The organism is Piscinibacter sp. (assembly GCF_050175855.1).
Lineage (GTDB): Bacteria > Pseudomonadota > Gammaproteobacteria > Burkholderiales > Burkholderiaceae_C > Piscinibacter.
The window spans coordinates 1-6028 of sequence record NZ_JBFXIO010000322.1; the positions used below are offsets into that span (position 1 = coordinate 1).

The following is a 6028-nucleotide window of genomic DNA, read 5'->3' on the forward strand; positions in this document are numbered from 1 at the left end:
GCGGTTGTGCAGCGTGGTGATGTTCTGCTTGACCGCCGTCTCCTGCACCGCGCGGGCCGCCTCGGGCTTGAGCACGCCGGAGAGCTTGAAGTCGGCGCCGTCGGGCGCCTCGGTCCACGCCAGGTCGGGCAGCTGGTCGGTCAGCAGGTTGCGCGCCGCAGTGAGGGTGTCGCGGTCACGGAAGCGGATGTCGACGTTGTTGCCGTCGCGCGTGATGCCGGCGTGGCGCAGGTTCTTGTCGCGCAGCAGGGTGCGGATGTCGCCGGTCAGCGCCTCGGCCTTCTTGGTCAGCGCCGCCTTCATGTCGACCTGCATCAGGAAGTGCACGCCGCCGCGCAGGTCCAGGCCCAGGTACATGGGCAGCGCATGCAGCGAGGTCAGCCACTGCGGCGAGCGCGACAGCAGGTTGAGCGCGACGATGTAGCTCGGGTCGGCCGGATCGGGGTTGAGCGCCTTGTCGATCGCGTCCTTGGCCTTGATCTGCGTGTCGGTGCTCTTGAAGCGCGCACGCACCGAGGTGCCGTCGAGCTGCACGAAGTCGGCCTCGAGGCCGGCGGACTGGATGGCCTGCTGCACGCGCGGCACCAGCGCGGCGTCGACCTTGAGCGTGGCCTTGCCGCTGCTGACCTGCACGGCGGGCGCCTCGCCGAAGAAGTTCGGCAGCGTGTAGATCAGACCGATGAGCAGCGCGACCAGCAGGATCGCGTACTTCCACAACGGGTAGCGGTTCATGGCGACTTCCTTGCCGGCCGCAGCCGGCTCCCGGCGTGGCGCGGCCCGCTCGACGCGGGCCGCTTCCTCGGGCGAGGGCCGGGCCGGGGGTTACTTGAAGGTGCCCTTGGGCAGCACCTGGACGATGGCCGTGCGCTGCACCTGGATCTCGACGCCGTTGGCGACTTCCACGTGCACGTAGCTCTCGCCCATCTTGGCGATGCGGCCGATCAGGCCGCCGCCGGTGATGACCTCGTCGCCCTTCTGCAGGGCGTCGATCATGGCCTTGTGTTCCTTCTGCCGCTTCATCTGCGGGCGGATCATCACGAAGTACAGCACCACGAACATCAGCAGCAGCGGCAGCATGCTGCCCAGGCTGCCCAGGAACGAGTCGGGTGCGGCCGCAGGCGCCGGCGCCTGCGCGAAGGCTTGGGAAATGAACACGGGTGACGTCCTCAGGTGGATGCTCCCGGGACGCCGGGAGCAAAACCGCAGGATTGTACGGGCCGGGGTTCAGGCCCCGCGCAATGCCCGGGCAACCTCGTTCGTGCCCTGCGCGCTGCCGCTGTCGGGCACCGTTTCCCCGCTGCGTTCGGAGATCTCGGCGAAGCGCACGGCCACCTGCTCGGCGGCGTCCGGCCCGGTGCCGATGTGCACGCCCTGGGTCATCGTGATGTGGGCGCGCTCGAAGGTGCCGGCGCCGGCGCACAGGATGGCTCGGGTCGGCGCGTCGGCCGAGACGAGGTAGACCACGCCGGGCGTGACGGCTTCCGGCGCCAGCCGCGCCAGCACCTCGGGCGGCATCAGCCCTTCGGTCATGCGCGTGGCGGCGGTGGGCGCAAGGCAGTTGACGCGGATACCGTCCTTGGCGCCTTCCAGCGCCAGCGTCTGCATCAGGCCGACCAGCGCCATCTTGGCCGCGCCGTAGTTGCTCTGGCCGAAGTTGCCGTACAGGCCCGACGAGGAGGTGGTCATCACGATGCGGCCGTACTTCTGCGCGCGCATGACCGGCCACACGGCGTGGGTGCAGTTCACCGCGCCCATCAGGTGCACGTCGAGCACGAGGCGGAAGTCCGCCAGGTCCATCTTCGCGAAGGTCTTGTCGCGCAGGATGCCGGCGTTGTTGACCAGGATGTCGATGCGGCCCCAGCGCTGCATCGTCTCCTCCACCATCGCCCGCACGGCGGCCTCGTCGGTGACCGAGGCGCCGTTGGCCACCGCGGTGCCGCCGGCGGCCTCGATCTCGCGCACCACGGCCTCGGCGGCGGTCAGCGTCTGGCCTTCGGCCAGGCGGCCGAAGTCGTTGACCACCACCTTGGCCCCGCGCGCGGCCAGCGCCAGCGCATGCTGCCGGCCCAGGCCACCGCCCGCGCCGGTGACGATGGCCACCTGGCCGTCGAATCGAATGCTCACTCCAGTCCTTTCAGCGTCAGTTCACTTGGCCGCCAGGCCCAGACGCTCGATCAGCGCCTTGTCCCTGGCGAAGGTTTCGGCGGCCCATTTTGCATAGTCCTCGCCGCTGCGGTACCAGAGGTCCTGGTTGAGCTGCTCGAGCAGCTCGAGGTGCCTGGGGTCGTCCATCGCCTTCTTGAAGGCGTCGTGCAGTGTCTTCATCACCGCCGGGTCCATGCCCTTGGGGCCGACCAAGCCGTAGGGCGAGCTGGAGACGACGCCATAGCCCAGCTCCTTCGCGGTCGGCACGTTCGGCCAGCGCCGCGTGCGGTTCTCGCCGAACGTGACGAGCAGGCGCATCTGCCCGGCGTCGACGAACTTGTCCCAGCCGGTGGCGTCGCTGGCCGCCATCACGTGGCCACCGATCAGCGACTGCATCAGGTCGGCATTGCCCTTGTACGGCACGTGCGTGAGCTGCACCTTGGCCGCAGCGGCCACCTCCTCCATCAGCAGGTGCGGGCTGGTGCCGTTGCCGGTGGAGCCGTAGTTGATCGCGCCGGGCGTCTTGCGCGCGGCTTCGACGTAGTCGTTGAAGCTCTTGAACGGCGCGTCGCTCTTGACGACGAAGCCGAAGGTGTAGCCCGACACGCCGAGGATGAAGCTGAAGTCGTTCAACGGATGCCATTGCTGCTTCTGCATGTGCGGGATGCGCAGCATGCCCATCGGGAACTGGGCGATGCTGTAGCCGTCGGGCTTGGCGTTCAGCGCCATGGTGCCCGGGCCGAGCGTGCCGCCGGCACCCGGCTGGTTGGTCACCACCACCGGTTGGCCGAGATGGCGCGAGGCGATCTCGGCCAGGCCGCGCAGGTGGCGATCGGTCGAGCCGCCGGCCGGCCAGGGCACGATCAGCGTGATGGGCTTGGTCGGGAAGGCCTGTGCGGTCGCCAGCGCGGGTGCACTCAGCGCAACGGCACCCGCGAAAGCGGCTGCGAGCAGTCTCCGGCGCGAGGGCTGGCGGAGATTCGGTCGGATCATGGCGTGCTCCTGCAGTTGGCGAAGTGGCCCGGATGATCGGCACGACCGCCTCCGGCAGCCATTGGGGCATCTCCGCCAAGGCCTGTCGCCACGGCGACAGCCACGCCCGCCGGCTTTCGCACGGCTGACAACCGACCCCCCTGGTTTCCCCTGAGTGCGGACGCGTTGATCCTGCTTAATATCCGTACTTGCTTATATACAGATTCTCAACCCGTCTTCCGGGAGCACCCTTGGAACGCGATCCTCAACACACCGGCCGGCTGCAGCGCGCACCGGAAGGCTTCATCGACAAGACCGGCATCCGCACGGTCTTCGCCGAAGCCAAGCAGGGCCGGCGCGACTTCATCCGCAACGCCTTTGCCGCCGCGGCGGCCGGCGCCGCCGCGCCGCTGGCCGTGGCGCAATCCAACCCGGTGCCCGCCGCCGGGGGCGACCCGAACATCCTCGAGCTGCCCGAGCACAGCAAGGGCCTGGGGCAGCCGGTGGCCACCGACGGCTACGGCAAGCCCTCGAAATACGAGGCCAACGTGCAGCGCCGCCCGAGCCCGGGCCTGACGCAGACCACCCAGGCCTCGGTGTCGTTCGCGCCGCTGCAGTCGCTGTTCGGCATCGTCACGCCGGCCGGCCTGCACTTCGAGCGCCACCACCAGGGCTGGTGGGACATCGATCCGTCCAAGCACCGCCTGATGCTCAACGGCTCCGATCCGTCGCTGATGAAGAAGAACATGGTCTTCACCATGGACGAGATCATGCGGCTGCCGTCGGTGTCGCGCTTCCACTTCATCGAGTGCGGCGCCAACACCGGCATGGAGTGGGGCAACGTGGCCGTGCCGACGGTGCAGTACACGCACGGCATGATCTCCTGCAGCGAGTTCACCGGCGTGCCGCTGCGCATCCTGTTCGACATGGCCGGTGTCGACTACAAGCGCGCCCGCTACGTGCTCGCCGAGGGCGCCGACGGCTCCTCGATGACCCGCACCATTCCGATGGAACTGGTCGAGTCCGGCGAGGTGCTGGTGGCCTACGGCCAGAACGGCGAGATGCTGCGCCCCGAGAACGGTTACCCGCTGCGCCTGGTGGTGCCGGGCGTGCAGGGCGTGAGCTGGGTGAAGTACCTGCGCCGCATCGAGGTCGGCGACAAGCCCTACGGCACCAAAGACGAGACCATCCACTACGTCGACCTGATGCCCGGCGGCCTGCACCGCCAGTACACCAGCACGCAGGAGGTCAAGAGCGTGGTCACCACGCCGTCCGGCGGCCAGGTGCTGCTCGACAAGGGCTTCTACAACATCTCCGGCCTGGCCTGGTCGGGCCGCGGGAAGATCGCCAAGGTCGACGTCTCGGTGGACGGCGGTCGCAGCTGGCGCCCGGCGCGCCTTGAGGGGCCCGTGATGGCCAAGTGCCTGACCCGTTTCAACATCGACTGGGTCTGGGACGGCAAGCCGGCCATCGTGCAGAGCCGCGCCACCGACGAGACCGGCCACATCCAGCCGACCTACCGCCAGAACCGCGCGGTGCGCGGCACGCGCTCGATCTATCACAACAACTCGATCCAGTCCTGGCTGGTACAGGAGAGCGGGGAGGTGAAGAATGTTCAACTCTCCTAAGTTCATCGCCGCCGCGCTCGCGCTGAGCTGCGGCGCCGCGTTCGCGCAGACCAAGATCGTCGGCCTCGGTCGCGAGGCCACGCCCAGCGAGGTCAAGGCCTGGGATATCGACGTGCGCCCGGACTTCAAGGGCCTGCCCAAGGGCCAGGGTTCGGTGAGCCAGGGCCAGGACGTGTGGGAAGCCAAGTGCGCCTCCTGCCACGGCATCTTCGGCGAGTCGAACTCGACTTTCTCCCCGCTGGTGGGCGGCACGACCAAGGAAGACGTCAAGACCGGCCGCGTGGCGCGCCTGACCGACGAGGCCTTTCCCGGCCGCACCACGCTGATGAAGGTCTCCACCGTGTCGACGCTGTGGGACTACATCTACCGCGCGATGCCCTGGACCTCGCCGAAGTCGCTGACGCCCGACGAGGTGTACGCCGTCACCGCCTTCCTGCTCAACCTCGGCGACATCGTGCCGGCCGACTTCGTGCTGAGCGACCAGACGATGGCTCAGGCGCAGGCGCTGCTGCCCAACCGCAACGGCGTCACCACCGATCATGCGATGTGGCCGGGCGGCAAGCCGCGCAAGCCCGACGTGCAGGGATCGAGCTGCATGCGCGACTGCGCCGCCGAGCCGAAGCTGGCGTCGTTCCTGCCCGACTTCGCGCGCAACGCCCACGGCAACCTGGCCGAGCAGAACCGCATGGTCGGCGCCCAGCATGGCGCGGACACCACGCGCCCGGCCGGCGCGGCGCCGGCGGCGGCCCCCGCGGCGCCGGCGCCGAAGGCGGAGACGCCCGCGGCGCTCGGCCTGCTGAGCAAGAACGGCTGCATCGCCTGCCACGCGCAGGACAACAAGCTGGTCGGCCCCGCCTTCCGCGACATCGCGAAGAAGTACGCCGGCCAGAGCGACGGCGTGGCCTATCTGACGGGCAAGATCCGCGCCGGTGGCAGTGGCGTGTGGGGAGCCATTCCGATGCCGGCGCAGTCCCTGTCCGAAGCCGAAGCAAAATCCATCGCGCAGTGGCTCGCCGATGGCGCCAAGAAATGAGACTTCGGGAATACCCCGGCCGGTTTCACCGGCAGCCTTCGGGTACTCACCGAGTGAGCCGACCCCTCGCTTGACTACCATCCCCCGACTCCCAAGGAGAAGCAATGCATACCCGTCGTGAAATGCTGGCGCGCAGCGCGTCCGTTGCGGCCGCGCTGGCCGGGCTGGGCCTGTTGCCGCAGGCTGCGCAGGCCGCCTGGTCGCAGGCCGCCTTCGATGCCAAGAACATGGGCGACCTGATGAAGGCGCT

At 68.9% G+C, this 6028-nt stretch carries 5 protein-coding genes and 1 pseudogene; 2 read left to right on the plus strand and 4 right to left on the minus strand.

What is annotated here, in order from left to right:
• The 4 genes and pseudogenes from AB7U92_RS20190 to AB7U92_RS20205 form a co-directional block, all read right to left on the minus strand.
• Positions 1-732, minus strand: a pseudogene (locus tag AB7U92_RS20190) (protein translocase subunit SecD); the annotation flags it as partial.
• 90 nt (positions 733-822) lie between these two features.
• Positions 823-1155: a preprotein translocase subunit YajC gene (gene yajC, locus AB7U92_RS20195; protein WP_428581152.1), complete on the minus strand. Its 333-nt coding sequence runs from the start codon at positions 1153-1155 to the stop codon at positions 823-825.
• A gap of 69 nt (positions 1156-1224) precedes the next feature.
• Complete coding sequence (locus AB7U92_RS20200) at positions 1225-2124, minus strand: SDR family NAD(P)-dependent oxidoreductase (RefSeq protein ID WP_428581155.1); 900 nt, start codon at positions 2122-2124, stop codon at positions 1225-1227.
• A gap of 21 nt (positions 2125-2145) precedes the next feature.
• A complete protein-coding gene (locus AB7U92_RS20205; RefSeq protein WP_428581158.1) occupies positions 2146-3138 on the minus strand; it encodes a tripartite tricarboxylate transporter substrate binding protein in 993 nt (330 codons plus the stop codon).
• A 230-nt stretch (positions 3139-3368) separates the two neighbouring features.
• Between AB7U92_RS20205 and soxC the strand changes: the two genes are divergently transcribed.
• Together soxC and AB7U92_RS20215 are read left to right on the plus strand one after the other, a co-directional pair.
• Complete coding sequence (gene soxC, locus AB7U92_RS20210; RefSeq protein ID WP_428581161.1) at positions 3369-4745, plus strand: sulfite dehydrogenase; 1377 nt, start codon at positions 3369-3371, stop codon at positions 4743-4745.
• On the plus strand, positions 4729-5778 hold the full coding sequence (locus AB7U92_RS20215) for a c-type cytochrome (protein WP_428581164.1): 1050 nt from the start codon (positions 4729-4731) through the stop codon (positions 5776-5778). Before soxC ends, AB7U92_RS20215 begins: the two co-directional genes overlap by 17 nt.
• The last annotated feature ends 250 nt before the right edge of the window (positions 5779-6028 follow it).